Genomic DNA, 22,203 nt, shown 5'->3' with positions numbered 1-22,203 from the left:
CGGGGATTTAAACGTTTCAACTACGCTGTCTTGTGACTGTAATCAGCCGGTCACAGGATCGCAATACGCCAGTAGTCGCAAGAAACGCGCAAGAGGGCGTTCGGCCGAACCGTTTTGGCCCGAATCGTTTACGCGGGGTGGACGCCGGTGCCGAACTTCAGGTCCCGGCCCGGCTCGGCGGTGAATGATCCACTGTGGTCGGTGCTGTAGGACTCCGCGCCGGACGGGTACGGGCCGGTGTCGTTGTACTCCCAGCCGTAGCAGCCGGTGGTGGTGGCGGATTCCAGCCGCAGCAGGTACGGGTGGCCCGCGGTCACCGGGATGCCCGGGTGGGCGGTCAGCGCGGCCGGCGCCCACGGCACGTCCACGACGGCGAAGCCGGTCCGGCTCAGCACGGTGCCGTCGGCCCCGTCGACGACGTCCAGCGTCACCGGCGCGTCCGGGTTCCCGCGCTGGAACGTGGTGATCGACGCGGCGGTGAGCGTGCCGGTGCGCGACGGCGTGAAACCCTGCTGCCGCACGACGTTCCCGCCGATGTCGCAGTAATGGTGGAAGCCGTCGAAGCCGCTGTTCTGGTCGAGGTCCGGCGGGGTGGTGTAGTGCCCAGGGGGAGCGGCCGGGGTGAAGGAGAACCGGTCGACGCAGGAGATGTCCCGCAGAGTCCCGTCGTGGTCGAAGCTCATCGGGCCGAGGAAGAAGTCGGCGAGCGACTCGTTGGGCGCGCGGTGGTCCCAGCGGTCGGACACGAAGTAGTAGCCGGTTTTCCCGTCCGCGCCGACGACCGGCAGGGTGGCGAGCGGCTGCCCGCCGCAGTTGTCGGCGTTGACGATCCGGGCGCGCCAGCGGGGTTCGGCCCGGCCGCTCTGGTGGACGCCGTCCGGGTCGTACCAGGCGCCCGACCACGCGCCGAGCATCGACGTCGCGGTCATCTCACCGGTCCCGCCCGCGCAGTAGGCGCACGACGGGTCGGACATCAGGGCGTGGTAAACGCCGTCGCGCTTGAAGACGGTGAACGCCTCGACGTCGCCCAGTCCCAGGCGGACGTACTCGCCGGTGGTGCCGAGGTAGTCCGGGGTGAGCCGCTCGACCACCATGTCCGCGGTCAGCCCGGCGCCGACCTGGGTGGTGTTGTGGATGACGTAACCGGTGCCGTCGGTGTCGACGAACAGCGACTCGTCCACGGCGCCGCCGACGGCCAGCTTCGGGTCCGGCTGCGCGGTGAACAGCCCGGTGGGCGTGGGGCTGGTGGCGACCAGGTAGCGGCCGCCGCCGTCGGCCCACAGCACGTACTGGCCGGTGCGGGCGTTGAAGACCACGTGCGGCCGGAAGCAGTACGCGCACGAGCCGGGCGGGACGATGTGGCCGCGATCGGTCCAGTGCACCAGGTCCGGCGAGCTGTAGGCCTTGAACCCGCAGAAGGTGCTGTTCCGCTGGTAGCCGTAACCGCAGGCGTAGCTGGTGCCGTAGAGGTAGAAGGTGTTGCCCACCTGGAGGATCGACCCGTCGTGCGCGTCCAGGGCGTTGCCGTCGACGTCGAACCGGCTCACCGGCCCGGTCGCGTCGGAGTTCACCACGGTCACGGCGGCATGGGCCGGGGAGCCGAGCAGCAGGTTCGCGAGCAGCACGAGAACGGCGAGCGCGGGGGTCATTTCCTGGTCTCCTCGGTGAGAACATGAAACGTTTCAGGACCATAAGGCCGCAGCCGTGGGCGGTCAAGGGAAGTGTCCTACTCCGGACGGTCACGCTTCCGGTGAGCGAGCTCGCCGCGAACGGGTGACTGGGGTGGCGTTTGGACACCGTCCGGGGCGATCATGGCCGCGGTGCGCCGAACGATCGGGTGAACGTTGGCATTCGAAGGGGCTTCCGTACGGCGTCCGAGTAGCGTTGTCGGCAGCTGGCGACGCTGCCGGCTTTTCGGAGTTCCCCGTCCTGGCCCCCGGCGGTGTGGTCCCACTGCCGGCACGAGAAACTGGACGAAAAATGACAACTTTGCCGTTGCCGCGCGAGAGCCGGGAAAACCGTGCCTTTGTGGACGGTCCGAGATTCGCGTACCTCGACCGCGCCGCCGGCGCGCCGGGCCGGGTGACGGTCCGCATCGGGGTGGTCGTGGGCGAAGACGTCGGCGGCGGGCTCGTGCCGCTCGCCGAGGGCGACGCGCCACGCCTCGGCGGTGCCCGGCTCGTCGCGGTCGCCGACCTGATCGGCCGGTTCCCGGAGACCGGCGGCAACCGGCATCGCGGCGGCCGTCGGTGGCGCACCTTGCTGCGCGGGCTCGGCCGGGCCGGCCGGCACCGCAGACTCCCGGCCACGAACGGGCAGCCGTCCGAGACCAGCGGCCCGCGGCCGCAGCGCGTGCTGCGAGTTCCGGTGGGATGGCGCGGCTGAGTCCATATCGGACTGACGGCACCGGCCTGCATCGGGGACAGTCGCGACCAGCGGCCTGCGGCGAGGGGACAGCTGCTACGGCGGCGGCCCGCACCGGGGGACAGTCGCGACGGCACGGTCCGCACCGGGGGACAGCTGCCTTCGAGGTGGCGGCGGGCCGAGGAGACGGTGCCGATCGTTGCTGCGGATCGAGGTAGAAGACCGCCATCGCCATCGCCATCGCCATCGCCATCGCGGCGGCGGCGGGAAACTGGCGCCAGTCCGATTCGGACCAGGCGGCCGAAATCCACTGATCCATAGCGCCGGAAATACCTTAGGGCCGCCGAAATCAGCCGTCCCCGCGCAGGATTCGCCCCTACGGCTTGGCCCTAGGGCTTGACCGCCTCGCTCGCGGTCGCCCACGCGGCGGCTGCCTCGTCGGCCGGTGGTTCGGTGACCATTTCCCCGGCGCCGCCGAATTGCCGGGTGTTCTGACGCGCATCGGGGTCGTAGGGTGCCCAGCCGGGGTCGCCGGTGGCGGCGAAGCGGGCCCACGCTCCGGCGAGGTCGTCGCGGACCTTGATGAGTTCGGGGGTGGCGTTACCGGTGCGTTCCAGTGCGTCGAACACCAGGACGAGGTCGGCGCCGTGGAAGGCACCGAGGTCGGGGCCGAGCGGTTCGGCGGCGAACAGGTAGGTGTGCGCGCTGCCCCCGGCCGCGGTCTGGGCGGCGGCCAGCGCGGAGGCCGGCCGCCGGTAGACGGCGTCGGTCAGGAACAGTGTGCGCAGCGTGGCCAGGTCGGCCTCCGGTGACCGTTGCCGGTAGCCGGCCAGCAGCCGCGCGGGTTCGGTGACACCGGCCTGTTCCATCTCCGCCAGCAGCGCCGGCTCGTCCGTGGGAACGTAAGCGGCGCCCTGCATGGCCTGGAACATGCGCATCTCGTCCCGGTTGGCCCCGACCAGCAGCCCGATTCCGGCGGCGGCGCCGTCGGCGACCGCGGCCTGCGGGTCCCGCGGCAGGACGGTGCCGTCCAGCACGACGCCCCAGGAGCGGCCGCCGGGCAGGTTGCGGCGGCCGATGTCGGTGTCGATGACCGAGGTCTGCACGTCCAGGATCCGCTCGACCGGCACGTCGGCCAGTTCGTCCACTGTGTCCAGTCCCAGCTTGGCGAGCAGGTCGGCGGCGATGGCGGTGCCGGTGTCCGCGGCGAACACCCGGCCGGTGCTGCCGCTGCTCAGGATCGCCCGGTGGAAGGTGCCTCCGGCGGCCGGGGCGGCGAGCAGCGAGCCGATGGAGAACGCGCCCGCGGACTCCCCGGCGACGGTGATGTTGCCCGGGTCGCCGCCGAAGGCCGCGATGTTGTCCCGCACCCACCGCAGTGCCATCGCCTGGTCCTGCAGGCCGAGGTTGCTCGAACCGGCCCAGCCGGGACCGCCGAGCTCGGCCAGGTGCAGGAAGCCCAGCGCGCCGACGCGGTAGTTCGCCGCGACCACCACCGCGCCGGTCAGCCGGGACAGGGCGGCGCCGTCGGTCGACGGGAGACCGGCCGAGCCACTGTCGAAACCCCCGCCGTAGATCCAGACCAGGACCGGGCGGCGGCCGGAGAGCTCCGGGGTCCAGACGTTGAGGTAGAGGCAGTCCTCGTCGTGGGCACCGGCCCCGCCCGCGACGGCTTCGACCATCGAGGTGGTGGCACTGTCTCCCTCTCCGGATCCCGCTCCGGATCCGGTTCCGGCCAGCAGGGCGGGCAGGCGCTGCGGCGGTGCCGGGCGGAACTCGGTGGCGTCGCGGACATCGGACCACGGCTGCGGCGGCTGCGGCGGGCGCAGCCGGAGCGGCCCGACCGGCGGCGCGGCGAACGGGATACCGGCGAACAGCGCGCCCCCGCCGGGCAGCGGACCACCGCGCAACCGGCCGTCATTAATGTCCACTGTGTACATAAGATCAGGGCCGGTCATCGTCGATCATCCTCCGGGTGTTCGGGAAGGTCCAGCTCCAGCAGCGAGGAGCTGAGGGTCTTGCCGTGGGCGTCGAGGTTCAGGGTGCGGGTGACTCCGCCGTCCAGCGCGTCGTGCAGGACGAACTTCAGCGCGTGCAGCCCTGGCAGCTCGTAGCGGTCGACCCGGCCGCGGACGATGTCGGCGAAGTGGCGCCGTACGCGCTCGGCGGTCAGGTGCTCGCACAGGAACGGGTAGTCACCGGGCCGGTAGGCGATGACCGACAGGTCGCTGATGTCACCCTTGTCGCCGGCCCGGGCGTGGGCGATGTCGTGCAGCTTCACCGTTCAGGACTCCAGCATCTCAGGACTCCAGCATCGTGATGCCGGCGGTGATGTCCTCGCGCGGCAGGAACGTGGACACGATGCCGATGACCTCGTGCGCGGACCGCCGGACGCCACCGCCCCCGGCCGGGCCGTTGAGCCACAACGCACTCACCTCGTGGCCGATGCGCCGGGCCCGGGCCAGGGTGTCGGTGCGGCCGGCGACGCGGGCCCGCACCTCGACGGGCTCGACCGGGTGCGGGCCGCCCGCGCCGCGGTGCACCGAGTCGATGCCGAGCAGTTCGAATCGGGTTTCGGTGGCCGGCAGCCCGGTCAGCCGCAGGCGCTCGGCCACGACGTCCAGTGCCAGTCGCCCGCGGGCCGACGCGTTGGGCCCGGTGTAGGAGATCTCGCCCTCGCCGACGAAGCCGTCGCGGTAGCCGACCGACACCTTCAGGGTGCGGGGGCGTTCCCGGCCGGTGATCCCGGACAGGGCCACCGCGTCGTGGCCGGTCTGCTCCAGCCGGGCGCCGGAGAAGTCCGCGACCACGTCCGGGGTCAGGTAGGCGGCCGGATCGTGCACTTCGTAGAGCAGCTGCTCGGTCACGGTGCGTACGGTAACCCGGCCCCCGGATCCGGGCAGTTTGGTGATCGTGCACGAGCCGTCACTCGCCACCTCCGCGATCGGGAAGCCGAGCCGCGCCAGATCGGGCACGTCCTTGACGCCGGGATCGGCGAAGTAGCCCCCGGTCACCTGCCCCGCGCACTCCAGCAGGTGCCCGGCCGCGGTTCCCTTGCCCAGCACGTCCCAGTCCACAGTGGACCAGCCGAACTCGTGCACCGCCGGGGCGAGGAACAGCGACGGGTCCGCGACCCGCCCGGTGATCACGACGTCGGCGCCCTGCCGCAACGCGGCCACGATCGGCGCGCACCCCAGATAGGCGTTCGCGGACACGACCGCGGCGCCCAGCGACGCGAGGGTGTCGTCGCGGTGCTGCAGCGGCAGATCCCGGCCCTGGACCAGGGTGAGCACGTCGTCGCCGGTGACGGCGGCGATCTTCAGCCCGCGGATGCCCAGGTCGCGGGCGAGGCGGGCGACCGCGCGGGCGGCGGCCGGCGGATGGGCCGCGCCCATGTTGGTGATGATCGTGGTGCCGTGGCGCACGCAGGCGGGGAGCACGGCGGCCATCCGGTCGGCCAGCCACTCGTTGTACCCGGCGTCCGGATCGCGGAGCTTGGCCAGCTGCGCCAGCGCCACCGTCCGTTCCGCCAGGCACTCGAACACGAGGTAGTCCAGCCGCCCCCGCTCCGCCAGCTCGGCGGCGGGCTCGATGCGGTCGTCGGCGAACCCGGCGCCGGAACCGATCCTGACTGTCTCCATCGGATGCCTCCTCACCCCGAGACTGCACCCGTGATTGAGGCATCGCCAATATCAATCGGACATCGATCTATATCATCAGAACATGGATCTGACCTTGCACCAGCTGGAGATCTTCACGCGGGTGGCGCGTTCGGGGTCGTTCACCCAAGCGGCTCGTGAGCTGCTGCTCAGCCAGCCGGTGCTCAGCCGCACGGTCCGCGACGTCGAACGCGTCCTGGCGACGACGCTGTTCGAGCGGACCACCCGATCGGTCGAGCTGACCGCCGAAGGCCGGGAGTTCCTGGCCGTCGCCGAGGACATCCTCACCGGGTACCGCGCCGGGATGAACCGGTTCGCCGGCTACCGCGCCGGGGACCGCGGCACCATCACGCTGTCCGCGCTGCCCTCGATCGCCGCGACCCTGCTGCCCCCGGTCGTGTCCGCGTTCCTGGCCGGGCATCCCGCCGTCCGGTTCACCATCCTCGACGGCACCACCCAGGAGGTGCTGGACCACGTCCGCGCCGGGACCGCCGACCTCGCCTTCACCGAGACCGCCGTCCCGGACCCCGGCCTGGTCACCCGGCCGCTGCGGGAGGAACCGATGCTCGCGGTCCTGCCCGCCGGCCACCACCTGGCCGCGCGATCCCGCCTGACCTGGGCCGACCTCGCTCGGGAAACCTTCATCGCCTTCACCTCGGACAGCAGCATCCGCCGCCTCACCGACCTCGCCTTCACCCAGGCCGAAGCCGTCCCCACTTCGGTGGTCGAGACCCGCACCGTCGCCACCGCGGCCGGCATGATCGCCGCCGGGCTCGGCATCAGCGCCATGCCCGAACTCGTGCTGCCGCTGGCGTCGTTCGCCCCGGTCGTCGCCCGGCCGCTGGATTCCCCGGCGGTGACCCGGAAACTGGCCGTGCACAGCCGACGGTCACCACCGCTCTCACCCGCCGCCGGCCGCTTCCTCGAGCATCTCGTCACGGCCGTCCTCGAGCCGGCCTGATCCGTCACGCCCGGTTCCGGTCACCGAGTGCGGCGGCCAGCCGGCGCCACTGCGGCAGCGGGATCTTCTCCGGGTCACTGGTCAGGAACTGGACGGCGACATGATCGGCGCCGGCGGCCAGGTGCTCGTCGACGCGGCGGAGGATGGCGTCTTCGTCGCCCCAGGCGATCGCCGCGTCGACGAGCCGGTCGCTGACGGTGGCGACGTCGTCGGCGGTGAACCCCGCCTGCAGCATTTTGTTGGCGTAGGTGGCGAAACTCAGGTAATTGCTCAGGAATTGCCGGCCGAGGGTGCGTGCCTCGTCGGCGTCGTCGCTGAGGACGACCGTCTGTTCCGGCAGCAGCAGCGGTCCGGTGCCGAGGACCTCGCGGGCCTCGCGGGTGGCTTCGGGCAAGACCAGATAGGGATGCGCGCCGCCGGCCCGTTCGGCCGACAGGCTCAGCATTTTGGGGCCGATCGCGGCGAGTACCCGGTGGTCGCCCGGCACCGGGTCCGGTGCGGCGTCGAGGTCGTCGAGGAACGCGCGCATCGCGGCCAGCGGTTTCCGGTACCGGCCGGGTTCCGCCGAGTCGACCACCGCCGCCTGGCTCACGCCGATACCGAGCAGGAACCGGTCGGAGTAGGCCGCGCGAAGCTCGGCGTAACCGGCGGCGATCTGGGCGGGGTCGTGCATCCAGAGGTTGAGGACGCCGGTGGCGATCAGCGTGCGGTCGGTGGCCTTCAACAGGTTTTCGACCGATTCGAGCACCGGCCCGCCCATGTCGGGGACCCACAGGGCGGTGAAGCCGAGCTCGTCGAGTTCGGCGGCGGCGTCGGCCGTCCGGCCCGGATCGCCGTAACGCAATTGCGCACTCCACAGGCCGACGCCGGTCGGCCTCAACGGCCGCGGCGCCGTCATGAGGTCACCCCGCTGGCCCGGTTGTGGCCGGAGAAGAGACGGATTCGCATGGGGAAGCTCCTCGGGTAGTATGCGGAGGCTGTCTCCGGTAACTATAGGCGGAGACTGTCTCCGCTTGTCAAGCTGGGGCTCGAGGAGGGTGTATTGACTACCGGATCAGGTGGGCGCCGGATGCGTGCCGACGCGGCCCGCAACCGGAGTTCGGTGATCGAAGCTGCCCGCGACGCGTTCGCCCGGCACGGCGTCACCGCGTCGCTGGACGACGTCGCGCGCGCGGCCGGGGTCGGCCCCGGCACGCTGTACCGCCATTTCCCGAGCCGGGACGAGCTGGTCCTGGCGGTGATGGACGACGGCCTGACCGAGTTGCACCGGCTCGGTGTCGAGCTGCTCGACGAGCCGGATCGGTTGAAGGCGGTCCATCGCTGGCTGGACGCTTACGTCGAGCAGAGCGGCACGTACGAGGGCCTGGCCCGGACTCTGGCCAATCCGCCGGCGGCCGCCGATGAGCAGAGCATCTGCTGGCGCGCGATCGAGGTGGGCATGAAGCTGATCAGCGGTGCGGCCGAGGCCGGCGCCCTCCGCACGGACACCGACGCGAACGACGTGCGGCACCTGGCCGTGGCCATCGCCTGGGTCGACGGGCAGCTGCCGCCCGACCCGGACCGGCGGGCCCGGCTGGTGCGGACGGTGCTCGACGGGATCCGCCCCCGCTGACGTCGGTTCGCGGCCGCGTGGGGCTTGAGCCACCCGTCCTGTATGCCTTGCCGCGCAAGGCGAACTCGACCGGCCGTGCCTGCGGGGGCTTGAGATCCGGACGGGGCGGACCCGGCGTCGGGAGGGCCCGCCGGAGTGCGGTGACGACGGCTGGGCCGCCGTCACCGCACTGGCTCGTCCGGTCCGGGTCAGCTCAGCGGGAAGTGCTGGGCGGCACTTCCGTTGCACTCCCAGATCTCCAGCCGGGTGCCGTTGTCGGTGGCGCCCTTGGGGGAGTCGAGGCAGCGGCCGGACTGCGGGTTGAGCAGGGAGCCGTTCGCCTGCTGCACCCAGTTCTGGCCGCCGACGCCGTTGCAGTCGTACAGCTCCACCTTGTCGCCCTGGCCGGTGCCGTTGCCCACGATGTCCAGGCACCGGCCCCGCGTGCTCAGCGAGCCGTTCGGATGGTGGAACCAGTGCTGGTCCACCGCGTACGACTGGCAGTCCCACAGCTGGACGGCGGTGCCGTTCCCGCCGTTGTCGTCACCCGCTACGTCGACGCATTTGCCGCCGACGCCGACGATCGGGCCGCCGCCGGTCACGGAGAACTTCTCCGCCGCGGAGCCGTCGCAGTCCGACAGCTGCAGGCGGGTGCCGTTCGCCGCCCCGCTGTCCGGCGAATCCAGGCAGCGGCCGGACTGCGGGTTGAGCAGGGAGCCGTCGCCCTGCTGGATCCACTTCTGGCCGCCGACGCCGTTGCAGTCCCACAGCTCCAGTTTCGCGCCCTGGGCGGTGTCGTTGCCATCGACGTCCAGGCACCGGCCCAAGGTCGACAGTGAGCCGTTCGGATTGTGCGTCCAGGACTGGTCCGCGGCGTTGGCCTGGCAGTCCCACAGCTGGACCGGGGTGCTGTCGCCGCCGTTGTCATTGCCGTTGACGTCCATGCACTTGCCGTTGGCGCCGAGCACCCGGCCCCCGACCGGCGCGGTGCCGGTGGCACCCGTGTAGCCGACGGAGACGACGTTGGCCTGCACCGCGTTGTCCGCCGCGTCGCTGGGATAGCCCGCCGTCATCACGCCTTCGAAGAAGGAGCCGACCGAGCGATTGCTGTTGTCACCGCCCGTGCCGAGCACGATGGAGCCCTCCTGCTGCATCGGGGTGTACCCGCCCGACGGCAGCGCGCCGTTGTACCAGGTGCTGAGGCTGCCCGACTGGGAATTGCCGCCCTTGAGCGCGAAGGTGGTCTGGCCGTTGTTCTTCAGCATCGCCGTGACGTACGGCGTGGCGTTGCCGTGGTTGGCGGTGTTGGAGGCCTTGCCTTGGAACAGCCCGTTTTCCAGGTCGCCCGCGACCCACGGGCCGATCCCGCTGCACGGCTGGAAATAACAGGTGGTGCCGAGGTTGACCGCGTCCATGTGGCCGTTGCCGGTGTCGTTGATGGTGGCCTCGACGTTGCCGTAGTCGAAGCAGCAGCCGCCGTTCACGTGGGTGCCGCTGGCGACCATGTACATGCCCTCGGGCTGGCCGTCGCGGGCCACGCCGTCGCCGACGTAGTGCCGGTAGCCGGTGCCGGGCGAGATGTAGACGCCGTAGACCTTGTGCCCGCCCGCGGTGACGGGCAGCGCCGTCGCGTTCGCGCCGACGTCCTGCCCGCCGGCGCTGCCCGGCCCCTCGATGGTGAGGTCGTTGTGCCGCGGGGACTGGTCGTAGATCACGGTGATGATGCAGCTCGTCCCGGCACAGAAGGAATCCTGCGCGGCCGCGTTGGCGTAACCGCCCGCGGCGAGCAGGCCGATGTCGGTCGTCGCGTTGTCGGAGGCGCGTTGAACTTGGTACAGGCGCCCGTTGTAGGAGCTGTAGAGCGCCCGCACGGTGCTGTGCGCGGCGACGCACGACGTGCCGGCGGAGCCGTAGATGTCGCACGGGAGCGAGCCGGCGGCCTGCGCCGTGCCGGGCTGGCCGCTGAGCACGCCGAAGATCAGCGCGAGGGCGGCGATGACGGCGAGGAGGACTCTTCGCCGGCGGGGGACTGGTCGGGAGAGCACGCTGGAGCCCCTTTCACGGGTGGGGATTATCGGGGTGGGTCAAGCCGCCGGCAGCACCTGCCAGAGGTGATCGGCAGTGCCGTTGTCGTGGAACTGCACCACGGCCGCACTGTCCTGGGTGGACATTCCGGTGACGCCCAGCAGCAGGCCGCTGTGCGCGTTGCGGACGTTGAATTGCCCGGGTGACGGTGGGACTCGGCCGCAGTGGGCGAATCGGCCTGACGCGGCGGGACTCGGCCTGAGTGGGGCGAATCGGCCTGACACGGCGGGACTCGGCTTGAGTGGGGCGAATCGGCCTGGCACGGCGGGACTCGGCCTCAGCGAGGCGAAGCGGCCTGACGCGGGCGTGCTGGCGGCACGACGATCGGTGAACACGGCGTCCTCCCACCGCCGCGGGCCGGCGGGCGCGCGGAGGGCGTTTCTCGTAGCGGCTGTGGTCCTGCTCCTCCGGCGCCGGACAGATTTACAACGTTGTAAATCTGCTGCGGAGCACCGGCCCGGCCGATCAGTGGGGTGCGCTTGGGGACACTACGGTCGCGCTGAGTCAGAGTCAATGTACTCCAAGTGGCGACGATGTCCGCCAAATGGCGCAGTCCTGACCATCCGGTGTTCGCTCGTCCGTCCACAGTGGTCACGAGCCCCGAGGGCCGGGCGGCGGCCGCCTGCTGGCATCCTCGGTGGCGAGCGCGAGGAGGACGTAGTGGCGAAAGTGCTGATCCCGGTGCCGGCCCGGGACTCGGACCCTTCGGAGGTCGCCGTCACCTGGCGGGTCCTCACGGAGGCCGGGCACACGGTGCGGTTCGCGACGCCTGCGGGCGAGCAGGCCGCCTGCGACGAGCTGATGGTGACCGGCCGGGGCCTCGACCCGTGGGGCCGGGTGCCGGGCCTGCGCCGGCTCGTCGCGCTCGGCCGGGTCCTGCGCGCGGACGGCGCGGCCCGGGCGGCACACCGCGCGCTGCTCGCCGACCCCGCGTGGCGGAAACCGTTGGTGTGGAACGAAATCACCCTCGACGAGGTGGACGGGCTGGTCCTGCCGGGCGGCCACCGGGCCCGGGGGATGCGCGAGTACCTGGAGAGCCCGGTGCTGCAGGGGCTGGTCGTCGACGCGTTCCGCCGGGACCTGCCCGTCGCGGCGATCTGCCACGGCGTGCTGCTCGCCGCGCGCAGCGTCGACCCGGCGACGGGTTGTTCCGTGCTGCACGGCCGCAGGACGACGGCGCTGACCTGGTCGCTCGAGCGCACCGCGTGGCGGGTTGCGCGCCGCAGCCGGTTCTGGGACCCGGACTACTACCGGACCTACCGGGAGGAACCGGGGCAGCCCGAGGGGTACATGTCCGTGCAGCAGGAGGTCACCCGGGCGCTCGCGGCCCCGGAGGACTTCCTCGACGCCCCGCCCGGCGACGCGCGCAAGACCAGCGGCCGGCACCGCGACCGCATCGGCGACGACGGCCCGGCCTTCGTGGTCGAGGACGGCAGCTACGTCTCGGCGCGCTGGCCCGGAGACGTCCACACCTTCGCCGCGAAGTTCGCCGCCCGGCTCGGCTAGCCGGGACGTCCGGCTCCGGTAAGGGGCGACGGTCGTGGTGTCCAGGAACGTCGGTGCCGGCCCGCGTTGGTGATTGTTGTGCGTACCCGGACCACCTTGAGCGGAATTCAACAAGATTGCTCAAGATGGCGCTTGACTCAACACCAACCGGCCCGCATGCTTTTCCATGGTCTAGACCTCCATCCCACAACGCCGTACGGACGGAGCCGCCATGCACCAGCGCAGCCTTGCCCGCCGTCTGCTCACCGCTGTCGCGGGGTCAGTGGTCGCCGCCGCCCTCGTTGTCGTCGCCCCGCCCCACGCGCTGGCGCAGGACAACGGCCTCGCGCGCACGCCCCCGATGGGGTGGAACGACTGGAACACCTTCGCCTGCAACGTCGACGAGACGCTGATCAAGCAGACCGCGGACCTGTTCGTCAGCTCCGGTCTGAAGGCCGCCGGCTACACCTACGTCAACGTCGACGACTGCTGGATGGCACCGAACCGGGACGGCAACGGGAACCTGGTCGCGGATCCGGTGAAGTTCCCGAGCGGGATGAAGAGCCTCGCCGACTACGTGCACGCCCGCGGCCTGAAGTTCGGCATCTACGAGAGCGGCGGCACCACCACCTGCCAGAACCTCCCGGGCAGCCTCGGCCACGAGCGGGCGGACGCGAACAGCTTCGCCGCGTGGGGCGTGGACTATTTGAAGTACGACAACTGCGCGAACGGCAGCAGCACCAAGGAGCAGTACATCCAGCGCTACACCGCGATGCGCGACGCCCTGCTCGCCACCGGGCGGCCGATCGTCTACAGCATCTGCGAGTGGGGCTACTTCGACCCGGCGACCTGGGCCCCGGCGGTCGGCAACCTGTGGCGCACCACCGGCGACATCGAAGCGAACTACGGCAGCATGCTCTCGATCTTCCACGCGAACGCCGGACTGGCCGCGGCGGCCGGGCCCGGTGCCTGGAACGACCCGGACATGCTGGAAGTCGGCAACGGCATGCGCTTCACGGAGGACCGCGCCCAGTTCAGCCTGTGGTCGGCGATGGCCGCGCCCCTGCTGTCCGGCGCCGACCTCCGCACCGCGAGCCCCGCCACCTTCTCCCTCTACCTGAACTCCGACGTGATCGCGGTCGACCAGGACACCCTCGGCAAGCAGGCCACCGAGGTCTCCGCCGCCGGCGGGCTCGACGTCCTGGCGAAACCGCTGTCCGACGGCGGCGCCGCGGTGACGCTGTTCAACGAAGGCGGCAGCCGGCAGACCATCTCGACCACGGCGTCGGCGGCCGGCCTCCCGGCTGCCTCGAGCTACAAGCTGACCAACCTCTGGACGAAGGAGGTCACCACCAGTTCCGGCGCGATCAGCGCGTCCGTGCCCGCACACGGCGTGGTGATGTACCGGGTCGCGCCGGGTTCGGGCAGCAGCACCGGCACCACGCATCCGCTGCTCGGCTCGTCGTCCGGCCGATGCGTCGACGTCAACGGCGGCTCGACCACCGCGGGGACGGCGGTGAACCTCTGGGACTGCAACGGCGGGAGCAACCAGGGCTGGACCTTCACGAACGCGGGAGAACTGCGCGCCTTCGGCGGGACCCAGTGCCTCGACGCCACCGGCAACGGCACGGCGGCCGGCACGAAGCTGATCATCTGGCCCTGCAGCGGCGCCGCCAACCAGCAGTGGCGGCTCAACGCGGACGGCTCGATCACCGGTGTCCAGTCCGGGCTGTGCGTGGACGTGACCGGCGGAGACAAGCCGGCGGGCAACGTCAACGGCACGCCGCTCGAACTGTGGAGCTGCAACGACGACGCAAACCAGGCCTGGTCGCTCAAGGGCTAGCCGCTCCCGCTCGAACCGGCCAACGGCGCCGGCTTCGGCCGCTATGCTGCCCCGGTGACCGGCCCGCACGTGATCGCCGAGCGTTATCGGCTGGAGGAGCGCCTCGGCGCCGGGGGAATGGGCGTCGTCTGGCGGGCGACGGACCTGGAGCTGCGGCGGACCGTCGCGCTCAAGCGGTCGCTGGACGGCGACGGCGGCCAGATCCGGCGTGAGGCGCGGCTCGGCGCGTCGCTGCACCACCCGCACGTCGTGGCCGTGTTCGACTCCGTCGCCGACGGCGACGACCGCTGGCTGGTGATGGAGTACCTGCCGGCCCGCAGCCTGGAGGAGATCGTGCGCGCCGACGGCGTGCTGCCGCCGGAGCGGGCCGCGGCCGTCGGGGCGCAGATCGCCTCGGCGCTCGCCGCGATGCACGCCCGCGACATGGTGCACCGCGACATCACCCCCGGCAACGTCCTGGTCGCCGAGGACGGCACGGCCAAGCTCGCGGACCTCGGCATCGCCCGCTGGGCGGAGGTCACGCTGACCGGCAGCGCCCAGGTCGGCGGCACGGCGGGGTACCTCGCGCCGGAGGTCGCGAACGGGTACGAGGCCGGTTCCGCCGCCGACGTGTTCTCCCTCGGCGCGACGCTGTTCGCCGCCGTCGAGGGCGTTTCCCCTTGGGGCAGCGGGGAACGCGGGCCGTTCGCGCAGCTGCGGCGCGCGGCGGACGGCACCCTCGAGCCGGCGCGGAACGCCGGGTCGCTGGCCCCCGTGCTGGAGGCGATGCTGAGCAGCCGGCCGGCGCAACGGCCCAGCGCCGCGGAAGCGGAGGCGCTGCTGGGCGGCGCGCCCGTCACGGCCGGGCCAACCACGGACGGACGCGCCACGACCGGGCTTGCCGCGAACGGGCCGGTCGCGAAGGGGCCCACCTGGCGGAGACGGCCCGAGCGGCGGCAGAAGATCCTGGCCGCCGGGGTGCTCGTCGCCGTGGTCCTGCTGATCGCCGGGTTCCTGGTGCTCACCCGGAACGACCAGCAGCCCGCGAACGCCGCCCCGGACCTCGTCGGCGACCCGCGCACCGCCGACCCGTGCTCGCTGCTGACGGTGAATTCCCTGAGCCCGTACGGGAAAGTCTTCCTCGAACCGAACTACGGCACCTTCGCCCGCTGCGACCTGAACACCACCCTGCCCGCCGACGGCGGCACGATCGTGACCAGCCTGGAGCTGGCGGCGCCGGAGGAGTACCCGCCGGTGCCGCCGGTGCCCGGCCGGCTCGGCGAGATCCAGCGCCCCAACGCCGATCCCGGCAAGTGCCGGCGCTATTTCGTCCTGCCCGACCTGAAGGTGGTCAGCGTCAGCTCGGTCCGCGCCGACGGGGCCGACGCCCCGCAGCTCTGCGCGATGGCGGACGCGGTCGTCGGCGACGTCTACGCGAGGGTGGTCCGCGGCCCGATCGCCCGGCGCCTGCAGGCTTTCCCCGCCGCCTCGCTCGCGAGGATCGACGCCTGCACGCTCGTCGACGACGCCACCCTCCACCAGGCCGTCGGCCCGGACTACCCGGTCGACCGGTACTTCGGGAACTGGGCCTGTTCCTGGGGCCACGACGCGGAATCGGTGGACCTGTACTACGACCGGCAGTGGCCGCTGGCCACCGACCCGCCGGACGGCCAGACGCGCACCACCGTCGGCGGCCGCCTCGCGTACGTCGACCCGCACGAGTCCGACGGCGCCGACACCTGCGGGGTGACCGTCCGGTACCGCACCTACACGCCGGTGGTGCCCACCGTCGAAGGCACTCCGGGCCAGCGTGACGAGGTGGTCCTGCTGGAGTTCACCGACGACGCGAACCGCGGGCACCTCGACGTCATCTGCGCGCACGCCGAAGCGCTCGCCGGGGTCGTCGCCACGCGGCTGCCGGCCGCCTGAGCCTTCAGCGGGCGGTGTTGGCGCCGTCGATTTCGGCCATGTGCTCCTCGGCCCAGTCGCGGACGACGGCGAGCGGGGCGTCCAGTGACAGCCCGAGTTCCGTGAGGCGGTAGTGCACGCGGGGCGGGTTCGTCGCCTCGACGCGGCGGGTGAGCAGGCCGTCCGCGGCCATGCCCTGCAGGGTCGAGGCCGCCATTTTCGGCGATATACCGGGGATCCGCCGGCACAGCTCGGCGAAGCCGACCTCGTCCGGCTCGGCCTCGGCGAGCACCTTGACCGCCATGGAGAACCATTTCGTGCCGATCCGGTCGAGCAGGCGGCGGGTCGGGCAGGCGGGGTCGAACACGTCGCCCCGGGTGCCGCGGGAGGGGGTCACCTGCGGGTCACCCCCTTTCGTCGAAGTGCCTTCTTGGCGGGCGTCTTCAGGTTACCTATGTTCATGAGGTAACCAAAGGTAACCACCACGGAGGCGCCATGTCCACGATCACGCTGCACCAGGTTCCGGCGAACGGGCTCGAGGTGAACGTCGCCATCGCCGGGCGCGGGCCGGCCGTCCTGCTGCTGCACGGGTTCCCGCACACCTGGCGGCTGTGGGCGCACGTCATCCCGCGGCTCGCCCGCGACCACCGGGTGATCGCCCCCGACCTGCGCGGGCTCGGCGCGACCAGCCGTCCCGGCGAGCGTTACGACGCGGGCACTCTCGCCGACGACGCGGCCGCGCTGCTCGACGCGCTGGGGGAGCCGTCCGCCACGGTCGCCGGGATGGACCTCGGTGCCGCGCCCGCTTTCCTGCTGGCGATGCGCCGTCCCGAGCGGGTGCGGCGGCTGGTGCTGATGGAGGCCGTGCTGGGCGCGCTGCCCGGCGCGGAGGGCTTCGCCGCGCCCTGGTGGTTCGGCTTCCACGCCGTGCCCGGGCTGGCGGAGACCGTCGTGGCCGGCCACGAGGCCGAGTACATCGGCTGGTTCCTCGACGCCGGCACCCGCGCCGACGGCGTCCCGCCTGAGGTCCGGGCCGAGTTCCTCAAGGCGTACACCGGATCCGACGCCCTGCGCGCCGCGTTCGCGCACTACCGCGCGTTGCCGGAAACCGGGCGGCAGATCGTCGCGGCCACCCAGGGCGCGCGCCTGCGGGTGCCGGCCTTGGCCGTCGGCGCGCACCCGGTGGGCGACACCCTCGAACGGCAGCTGCGGCCGGTCGCCGACGACCTCACCGGCCACGTCATCCCGGACTGCGGCCACCTCGTCCCGCTCGACCGGCCGGCCGCGCTGCTCCCGCTGCTCGGCGATTTCCTCGCCGGAGACAGGGAAAAGGCCTGACAGCGCTTCCCCTCCCGGTGTCGGCGCACCGCTCGGGTGGCGGAAGCGTCACGGCCGTACCCGGGTTGACCGCCCGGCCGCGTCGGAGCTAGCCTCGGTTTCATTAAATAAGACTCGAACATCATATAATGAAACCGAGGACGAGGATGAACCCTCCGGTCACGTCCGCCCCGCAGCCCGGGGTCACCACGCAGCTCGCCGAGTGGGTGCACGGGCTGAAGCCCGGCGACGTGCCCGGCCGGGTCCGGGACCGGGCGAAGCACCTGCTGCTCGACGGCGTCGGCGCGGCGCTCGTGGGCGCGCAGCTGCCGTGGTCACGGGTCGCGACCGAGGCGGTGCTCGGGATCGAGGGCGCGGGGGACTCGGTGGTCGCCGGGACCGGCCGCACCACCAGCGCCCCCGCGGCCGTGCTGCTGAACAGCACGTTCGTCCAGGGCTTCGAACTCGACGATTTTCACCCGATCGCGCCGCTGCACAGCTGCTCGCTGGTGATCCCGGCGATCCTGGCCGCGGCGCGACCGGTCAGCGGCGCGGACGCGGTGACGGCGGCGGTCGCCGGGTTCGAGGTGGGCCCGCGCGTCGGCCGGGCGCTGCACGGCGCGCAGATGCTCTCGCGCGGCTGGCACTCCGGCCCGGTGTTCGGCACCCACGCGGCCGCGATGACCACCGGCAAGCTCGCCGGGCTGGACGCCGCACAACTGGAGGACGCGCTCGGGATGGCGGGCACGCAGTCCGGCGGGCTGATGGCCGCGCAGTACGAGGCCATGTCCAAGCGGATGCAGCACGGTTTCGCCGCCCGCAACGGTTTCTACGCCGCCCGCCTGGCCGCGGCCGGCTACACCGGGATCAAGGCCGTGTTCGAACGGGAGTACGGCGGCTTCCTCGCCGTGTTCGGCGAAGGCCACGACCCGGTGCCCGGGGAGATCGCCGCCGGGCTGGGCGAGCGGTGGGAGACCGAGCTGATCATGGTCAAGTCGTACGCCGCGATGGGCGGGCTGCACGGCGCGATCGACGGCGCGCTGGCGTTGCGGGCGGAGCACGGCATCGACCCGGCGCTGGTCGAGCGGATCGACCTGGCCGTGGGACACACCGTCTACCACCACGGCTGGTGGGAGCCCGAGCGCCCGCTCACGCCGATCGGCGCGCAGATGAACATCGCCTACGCGGTCGCCGCGGCCCTGTGCGACGGGCAAGTGCTGGCCCGGCAGTTCACTCCCGCGCGGCTGGACGCCGACGACGTCTGGCGGCTGATCGACCGGACCCGCGTCCGGCACGCGACCGAGTACGACGACGGCGAGCCGGACCGCAGGTTCGCCACCGACGTCCGGATCACGATGCGCGACGGAACGGTGCTGTCACGGCAGGTCGTGACGCCGCACGGTTCGCCGTTGGACCCGGTCACGGCCGAGGAGATCGTCGCGAAGTACCGGCAGCTCACCGAACCCGTGCTGCCCGCCGCCCGGCGGCAGGCGATCGAGGACGCCGTCCTCGGTCTGGACGAGGCCGACGACGTGACCGGGCTCGTCGATCTGCTGGCACCGGCCGTGACCGGCGTCCTCGACTGAACGGAGGTGGGCATGAACGCGCGCAAAGCGTTACGGCAACGGCTGGCGGACGGCGAGCTGGTGGTCGCGCCCGGTGTTTTCGACGGCATCTCCGCCCATCTGGTGGCCCGCCTGGGTTTCGCGGCCGGGTACCTGACCGGCGGCGGGGTCGCGGCGTCCGGGTTCGGGCTGCCGGACATCGGGCTGGTGACCCAGACCGAGATGGCCGAGCGGGCGCGGATGGCCACGCGGGTGCTCGGTGACGTCCCGCTGATCGCCGACGCGGACACCGGGTACGGCGCGGAGCTGAACGTGGTCCGCACCGTGCGGGAGTACGAGGCGGCGGGCGTCGCGGCGATCCAGCTGGAGGACCAGGCGTTCCCGAAGAAGTGCGGGCACCTGCCGGACAAGGAGCTGATCCCGGCCGCGGACTTCGCCGCCCGGCTCGGGGCGGCGCTCGACGCGCGGACCGACCCGGACTTGGTGCTGATCGCGCGCACCGACGCCCGCGGGCCGCTCGGCCTGGACGCCGCCATCGAACGCGCGAACGCCTACGCCCGCGCGGGAGCGGACGTGATCTTCGTCGAGGCGCCCCAGGGCGTGGACGAGATCGAGCGGATCGCCGCGGAGGTCGAGGCGCCGTTGCTGATCAACCTGGTGCTCGGCGGCCTGACCCCGATCGAATCGGCAGAACGCCTGCAGGAGCTGGGATACGCGATCGCCATCCACCCGTCGCTGCCGCTCGGCGCCGCCGCGTTCGCGATGCTGACCGGCCTCGCGGAGCTGGCGGGCACCGACCCGAAGGCGCTGGTCCCGGGCTCTCCCGCCGAATTCTTCGACCTCGTCGGGCTCGCCGAGTGGGCCGAGCTGGGCGAGCGCCACCGCACCGCGAAGGGAGCCTGAACCGTGGGCCTGACGATGATCGAGAAGCTCCTGGCCCGCAAGGCAGGCGTCGAACGGGTGCGCCCCGGCGACACGGTGACCGTGGACGTCGACCTGTGCGTGCTGATCGACCTGCAGTTCGCCACGCGGTGGCTGCAGCCCACGCGCATCCACGACCCGGACAAGGTCGCCGTGGTGATGGACCACGCGGTGCCCGCGCCGTCCATAAAGGACGCGGCCGGCGGCCCGCTCGCCCGGAAGTTCGTGGCGGACTTCGGCATCAAGCGGTTCTACGACGTGGGCCGGCACGGGATCTGCCACCAGGTGATCGCCGAGAACGGGCTGGCCCGCCCGGGTGAGGTGCTCGCCTGCACGGACTCGCACACCTGCGCGGCCGGCGCGTACAACACCGCCGCGCGCGGCCTCGGCCCGGCCGAGGTGTTCTCCATCCTGTGCACCGGCCGCACCTGGTTCCAGGTCGCGCCGACGATCCGGTACGAGCTGACCGGCGAGAAACCCGAGGGCGTCAGCGGGAAGGACGTTTTCCTGCACCTCGCGAACGAGTTCGGCGACGCGGCGAACACGAACCTGGAGTTCGGCGGCCCCGGGCTGGCGAGTGTGCCGGTCCACGACCGGCGGACCATCGCCACGCAGGGCGCGGAGGTCTCCGCCGACTTCAGCACCTTCGGCGTCGATGACGTGCTGCGCGAGTACCTGGACGAGCACGGCGTCACCGGCTTCGAGGCCGCGGACGCCGACCCGGACGCGTCCTATGCAGACGTACGGCGGATCGACCTGTCCCGGCTGGAGCCCTACGTCGCGCGGCCGGGGACGGTGAGCCACAACGGGGTTCCGGTCTCCGCCATCGAAAACCGGCGGATCGACCAGGCGTTCATCGGCTCGTGCGCGAACGGCCAGCTCGAGGACCTCCGCATCGCCGCGGGGATCCTGCGCGGCCGGACCGTCGCCCCCGGCGTCCGGCTGCTCGTCACCCCGGCGTCCCAGCGTGTGTACCGCGACGCGCTGCGCCTGGGCTACCTGCAGGACATCGCCGACGCCGGCGGCGTGGTGACGAACTCGACCTGCGGCGCCTGCTTCGGCTACCACATGGGCGTGGTCGGGCCCGGCGAAGTGTGCCTGACCTCCAGCACCCGCAACTTCACCGGGCGGATGGGCAGCACCGAGGCGGAGATCTACATGGCGTCGCCCGCCACCGTCGCCGCGTCCGCGGTCGCGGGCGTGATCACCGACCCGAGGAAGGCCACCGCATGAGCACCACTGTCTCCGGACGGGTCTGGGTGTTCGGCGACTCGCTGAACACCGACGCGATGTACCCGGCCTTCGCGATGAAGCTGGACCTCCCCGAGGCGGCCCGGTTTGTCTTCCACGACGTCCGTCCAGGGTGGACGGACGAGGTGGCGCGGGGCGACCTCGTGGTGGCAGGGCGGAACTTCGGCGTCGGCTCCTCGCGGCCGGTCGCGGCGCTGTTCCGGCAGCTGGGCGTGGCGGCGCTGGTCGCGGAGGAGTTCAACTCGCTGTTCCTGCGCAACGCCGTCAACGCCGGGCTGCCCGCGGTGACCGTCCCGGGCGTCACGGCGGTGTTCGACGACGGTGACCTCGGGACGTTCGACATCGCGGCCGGGCAGTACGCCAACGAGACGAAGGGGACCGCCGGCGAGTTCCCGCCGTTGCCGGAGCTGGTGCTGGAGATCCTGGCCAGCGGGGGAGTCCTGCCGCGGCTGGCCGAGCAGGGGTACCTGCCGATCGAGCTGCTGGACACCCTGCGCGGTGGCGCATGACGGCGGAACCGCTCGTACCGGGGATCTGGCGGATCCCGACCACGGCCCGGGACAACGCCTTCCTGGTCGAGGCCGACGACGGCTGGACGCTCGTCGACGTCGGCTGGGCCCAGGCGCCCGCGCGGATCGCCGACGCGGTGGCGGGGCTCGGCGGCCGGGTCACGGACATCCGCCGGATCGTCGTCACCCACGCCCACCCGGACCACGTGCAGGGGGCGGCGGAGATGCGCGCCCGCACCGGCGCCGAGCTGCTGATCCACGCCGGTGACGCCGCCTGGCTGCGGGCGGGCCGGGTCCCGCCTTCCGGGCGTCAGGGCGCGCTGGGACGGCTGGTCGACAAGCTGCCGCGGCTGCACTGGGCCCCGGTCGCCGAGGACGGCACGCTCGTGGACGGCGAGGTCGTCGGCGGGCTGCAGGTCATCCACACGCCCGGCCACAGTCCCGGTCACGTCGTCCTGCTGCACGGCCCGACCCGGACGCTGCTGACCGGCGACGCGGTGTTCCACCGATCCGCCCGGCCCGGCCTCGGCCCGGCGGCGCTGGCGGCGGACGCGGCGGCCCGTGACGCCAGCCTCCGCCGCCTCCCGGCCGACGTCGCCGCGGTCGGGTTCGCCCACGGCTCGCCGCTGACCGGCGACGGCGTCTCGGTGTACGCGGATTGGCTCGGCGGGGCGGTTTGACGCGGCTTCGGCCGGTTTCCATACTTGGCACCCGCCGTCCGGACGTCGGAATGGGCCGGTGAAATGTGCCGTTGTGAATGTGACC

Annotated in this window: 20 protein-coding genes; 12 read left to right on the top strand and 8 right to left on the bottom strand. The window is 72.2% G+C overall.

Annotated features, from left to right (window positions below):
* Nucleotides 1-128 precede the first annotated feature (128 nt).
* A complete protein-coding gene (locus OG943_RS14880) occupies nt 129-1,649 on the bottom strand; it encodes a family 43 glycosylhydrolase (protein WP_328610355.1) in 1,521 nt (506 codons plus the stop codon).
* A 379-nt stretch (nt 1,650-2,028) separates the two neighbouring features.
* Between OG943_RS14880 and OG943_RS14875 the strand changes: the two genes are divergently transcribed.
* Nucleotides 2,029-2,385: a hypothetical protein gene (locus OG943_RS14875; protein ID WP_328610354.1), complete on the top strand. Its 357-nt coding sequence runs from the start codon at nt 2,029-2,031 to the stop codon at nt 2,383-2,385.
* Nucleotides 2,386-2,753: 368 nt separating this feature from the next.
* Here the strand turns inward: OG943_RS14875 and OG943_RS14870 are convergent, their stop codons facing one another.
* From OG943_RS14870 to OG943_RS14860, 3 genes are read right to left on the bottom strand one after another with little or no spacing between them, the layout of a single operon-like run.
* The gene (locus tag OG943_RS14870) at nt 2,754-4,322 is read right to left on the bottom strand and encodes a carboxylesterase/lipase family protein (protein WP_328610353.1); all 1,569 of its coding nucleotides are present in this window, start codon (nt 4,320-4,322) and stop codon (nt 2,754-2,756) included.
* Nucleotides 4,319-4,645, bottom strand: coding sequence for an AtuA-related protein (locus OG943_RS14865; RefSeq protein WP_328610352.1), 327 nt, complete (start codon nt 4,643-4,645; stop codon nt 4,319-4,321). Before OG943_RS14865 ends, OG943_RS14870 begins: the two co-directional genes overlap by 4 nt.
* 19 nt (nt 4,646-4,664) lie before the next feature.
* Nucleotides 4,665-6,005, bottom strand: coding sequence for an acyclic terpene utilization AtuA family protein (locus OG943_RS14860; RefSeq protein ID WP_328610351.1), 1,341 nt, complete (start codon nt 6,003-6,005; stop codon nt 4,665-4,667).
* Between the two features lie 82 nt (nt 6,006-6,087).
* On the opposite strand from OG943_RS14860, the gene OG943_RS14855 reads away from it, so the two are divergent.
* Nucleotides 6,088-6,984, top strand: a complete 897-nt coding sequence (locus OG943_RS14855; RefSeq protein WP_328610350.1) for a LysR family transcriptional regulator — start codon at nt 6,088-6,090, stop codon at nt 6,982-6,984.
* A 4-nt stretch (nt 6,985-6,988) separates the two neighbouring features.
* Here the strand turns inward: OG943_RS14855 and OG943_RS14850 are convergent, their stop codons facing one another.
* Nucleotides 6,989-7,882 (bottom strand): LLM class F420-dependent oxidoreductase, encoded by an 894-nt coding sequence (locus OG943_RS14850; RefSeq protein WP_328610349.1) that lies wholly within the window; start codon nt 7,880-7,882, stop codon nt 6,989-6,991.
* Between the two features lie 171 nt (nt 7,883-8,053).
* Here OG943_RS14850 and OG943_RS14845 point away from each other — a divergent pair, with 171 nt between their 5' ends.
* Nucleotides 8,054-8,596, top strand: a complete 543-nt coding sequence (locus OG943_RS14845) for a TetR/AcrR family transcriptional regulator (RefSeq protein WP_328610348.1) — start codon at nt 8,054-8,056, stop codon at nt 8,594-8,596.
* 188 nt (nt 8,597-8,784) lie between these two features.
* On the opposite strand, the gene OG943_RS14840 is transcribed toward OG943_RS14845, so the two are convergent.
* Nucleotides 8,785-10,620, bottom strand: a complete 1,836-nt coding sequence (locus OG943_RS14840) for an arabinofuranosidase catalytic domain-containing protein (RefSeq protein WP_442874718.1) — start codon at nt 10,618-10,620, stop codon at nt 8,785-8,787.
* Nucleotides 10,621-10,659: 39 nt separating this feature from the next.
* Nucleotides 10,660-10,884 carry an RICIN domain-containing protein gene (locus tag OG943_RS14835; protein ID WP_328610347.1) on the bottom strand — a complete coding sequence of 75 codons (225 nt, stop codon included), beginning with the start codon at nt 10,882-10,884 and terminating at the stop codon, nt 10,660-10,662.
* A 436-nt stretch (nt 10,885-11,320) separates the two neighbouring features.
* Between OG943_RS14835 and OG943_RS14830 the strand changes: the two genes are divergently transcribed.
* The 3 genes from OG943_RS14830 to OG943_RS14820 all read left to right on the top strand — a co-directional run bounded on the left by OG943_RS14830 (nt 11,321) and on the right by OG943_RS14820 (nt 15,896).
* Complete coding sequence (locus OG943_RS14830) at nt 11,321-12,166, top strand: type 1 glutamine amidotransferase domain-containing protein (protein ID WP_328610346.1); 846 nt, start codon at nt 11,321-11,323, stop codon at nt 12,164-12,166.
* A gap of 211 nt (nt 12,167-12,377) precedes the next feature.
* On the top strand, nt 12,378-13,988 hold the full coding sequence (locus OG943_RS14825) for a glycoside hydrolase family 27 protein (RefSeq protein WP_328610345.1): 1,611 nt from the start codon (nt 12,378-12,380) through the stop codon (nt 13,986-13,988).
* 54 nt (nt 13,989-14,042) lie between these two features.
* Complete coding sequence (locus OG943_RS14820) at nt 14,043-15,896, top strand: serine/threonine-protein kinase (RefSeq protein ID WP_328610344.1); 1,854 nt, start codon at nt 14,043-14,045, stop codon at nt 15,894-15,896.
* Nucleotides 15,897-15,900: 4 nt separating this feature from the next.
* Here the strand turns inward: OG943_RS14820 and OG943_RS14815 are convergent, their stop codons facing one another.
* Nucleotides 15,901-16,272, bottom strand: coding sequence for a winged helix-turn-helix transcriptional regulator (locus tag OG943_RS14815; protein ID WP_328610343.1), 372 nt, complete (start codon nt 16,270-16,272; stop codon nt 15,901-15,903).
* Between the two features lie 98 nt (nt 16,273-16,370).
* On the opposite strand from OG943_RS14815, the gene OG943_RS14810 reads away from it, so the two are divergent.
* The 6 genes from OG943_RS14810 to OG943_RS14785 all read left to right on the top strand — a co-directional run bounded on the left by OG943_RS14810 (nt 16,371) and on the right by OG943_RS14785 (nt 22,118).
* Complete coding sequence (locus tag OG943_RS14810; protein WP_328610342.1) at nt 16,371-17,213, top strand: alpha/beta fold hydrolase; 843 nt, start codon at nt 16,371-16,373, stop codon at nt 17,211-17,213.
* Between the two features lie 146 nt (nt 17,214-17,359).
* The gene (locus OG943_RS14805) at nt 17,360-18,778 is read left to right on the top strand and encodes an MmgE/PrpD family protein (protein ID WP_328610341.1); all 1,419 of its coding nucleotides are present in this window, start codon (nt 17,360-17,362) and stop codon (nt 18,776-18,778) included.
* A gap of 12 nt (nt 18,779-18,790) precedes the next feature.
* Entirely contained in the window at nt 18,791-19,660 is an 870-nt protein-coding gene (locus OG943_RS14800) for an isocitrate lyase/PEP mutase family protein (RefSeq protein WP_328610340.1), read from the top strand.
* A gap of 3 nt (nt 19,661-19,663) precedes the next feature.
* The gene (locus OG943_RS14795) at nt 19,664-20,911 is read left to right on the top strand and encodes a 3-isopropylmalate dehydratase large subunit (RefSeq protein ID WP_328610339.1); all 1,248 of its coding nucleotides are present in this window, start codon (nt 19,664-19,666) and stop codon (nt 20,909-20,911) included.
* Entirely contained in the window at nt 20,908-21,438 is a 531-nt protein-coding gene (locus OG943_RS14790; protein ID WP_328610338.1) for a LeuD/DmdB family oxidoreductase small subunit, read from the top strand. The genes OG943_RS14795 and OG943_RS14790 overlap by 4 nt, the downstream gene beginning before the upstream one ends.
* Nucleotides 21,435-22,118 carry an MBL fold metallo-hydrolase gene (locus OG943_RS14785; protein WP_328610337.1) on the top strand — a complete coding sequence of 228 codons (684 nt, stop codon included), beginning with the start codon at nt 21,435-21,437 and terminating at the stop codon, nt 22,116-22,118. Before OG943_RS14790 ends, OG943_RS14785 begins: the two co-directional genes overlap by 4 nt.
* Nucleotides 22,119-22,203: the final 85 nt, after the last annotated feature.

The sequence above is a fragment of the Amycolatopsis sp. NBC_00345 genome (assembly GCF_036116635.1).
In the GTDB taxonomy this organism is placed as follows: Bacteria; Actinomycetota; Actinomycetes; order Mycobacteriales; family Pseudonocardiaceae; genus Amycolatopsis.
Note: the sequence above shows the minus strand (reverse complement) of the source record. Positions and strands in the feature narration are given on the sequence as shown.

Coding starts and splice junctions, on each gene's coding strand:
- OG943_RS14880 (WP_328610355.1), bottom strand. CDS start 1,649: ATGACCCCCGCGCTCGCCGTTCTCGTGCTGCTCGCGAACCTGCTGCTC.
- OG943_RS14870 (WP_328610353.1), bottom strand. CDS start 4,322: ATGACCGGCCCTGATCTTATGTACACAGTGGACATTAATGACGGCCGG.
- OG943_RS14860 (WP_328610351.1), bottom strand. CDS start 6,005: ATGGAGACAGTCAGGATCGGTTCCGGCGCCGGGTTCGCCGACGACCGC.
- OG943_RS14855 (WP_328610350.1), top strand. CDS start 6,088: ATGGATCTGACCTTGCACCAGCTGGAGATCTTCACGCGGGTGGCGCGT.
- OG943_RS14850 (WP_328610349.1), bottom strand. CDS start 7,882: ATGACGGCGCCGCGGCCGTTGAGGCCGACCGGCGTCGGCCTGTGGAGT.
- OG943_RS14845 (WP_328610348.1), top strand. CDS start 8,054: ATGCGTGCCGACGCGGCCCGCAACCGGAGTTCGGTGATCGAAGCTGCC.
- OG943_RS14825 (WP_328610345.1), top strand. CDS start 12,378: ATGCACCAGCGCAGCCTTGCCCGCCGTCTGCTCACCGCTGTCGCGGGG.
- OG943_RS14810 (WP_328610342.1), top strand. CDS start 16,371: ATGTCCACGATCACGCTGCACCAGGTTCCGGCGAACGGGCTCGAGGTG.
- OG943_RS14805 (WP_328610341.1), top strand. CDS start 17,360: ATGAACCCTCCGGTCACGTCCGCCCCGCAGCCCGGGGTCACCACGCAG.
- OG943_RS14800 (WP_328610340.1), top strand. CDS start 18,791: ATGAACGCGCGCAAAGCGTTACGGCAACGGCTGGCGGACGGCGAGCTG.
- OG943_RS14790 (WP_328610338.1), top strand. CDS start 20,908: ATGAGCACCACTGTCTCCGGACGGGTCTGGGTGTTCGGCGACTCGCTG.
- OG943_RS14785 (WP_328610337.1), top strand. CDS start 21,435: ATGACGGCGGAACCGCTCGTACCGGGGATCTGGCGGATCCCGACCACG.